Here is a 761-nt window from a genome sequence, read left to right as displayed (position 1 = left end):
GGTGCAACCAGCACAGCTGCTGCCCACGTTTTTGATGACAAAATCATTGTCGGTATCTCAGGCGGTGAATTTGGTGTTCGTGGTTACGTTCAAGCATATGACTTAGATGGTAACGTGCAGTACAAAGCGTACAGCACCGGTCCTGACGAAGAAATGTTAGTTGACCCAGAAAAAACCACTTCCATGCTGAAACCAGTTGGCAAAGATTCTTCTTTGAAAACTTGGCAGGGTGATCAATGGAAAATCGGTGGTGGTACTACTTGGGGTTGGTATTCATATGACCCTGACCTGAACATGTTCTATTACGGTAACGGTAACCCATCTACCTGGAACCCAGTACAACGTCCAGGCGATAACAAGTGGACAATGTCTCTTTGGGGTCGTGATTTAGACACCGGTATGGCGAAATGGGTTTACCAAATGACGCCTTACGATGAGTGGGATTATGACGGCGTTAACGAAGTTATCCTGGCTGACCAAAAAGTTAATGGCAAAATGCGTAAAACTGCCGTTCACTTTGACCGTAACGGTTTTGGTTACACCATGGATCGCGTCACAGGTGAATTGCTGGTTGCACAAAAATATGACCCAGCGGTTAACTGGTCAAACGGCGTGAACCTGAAAACCGGTCTGCATGATCGTGTAGCGAAATACTCAACTGCACGTAACGGTGAAGACGTTAACACCACTGGTATCTGCCCAGCAGCTTTGGGTTCAAAAGATCAACAGCCAGCGGCTTATTCACCACGTACCGGTCTGTT

Annotated in this window: 1 protein-coding gene; it reads left to right on the top strand. The window is 46.9% G+C overall.

All coding sequences use genetic code 11. The features are described from left to right. A partial coding sequence (locus B4F66_RS13165; protein ID WP_526022914.1) for a PQQ-binding-like beta-propeller repeat protein occupies positions 1–761 on the top strand: 761 nt, incomplete at both ends.

This window comes from Methylophaga sp. UBA3603 (assembly GCF_002375335.1).
Taxonomy (GTDB): Bacteria; Pseudomonadota; Gammaproteobacteria; order Nitrosococcales; family Methylophagaceae; genus Methylophaga.
The sequence above is the reverse complement of the archived record's forward strand: the minus strand, read 5'-3'. Positions and strand labels throughout refer to the sequence as shown.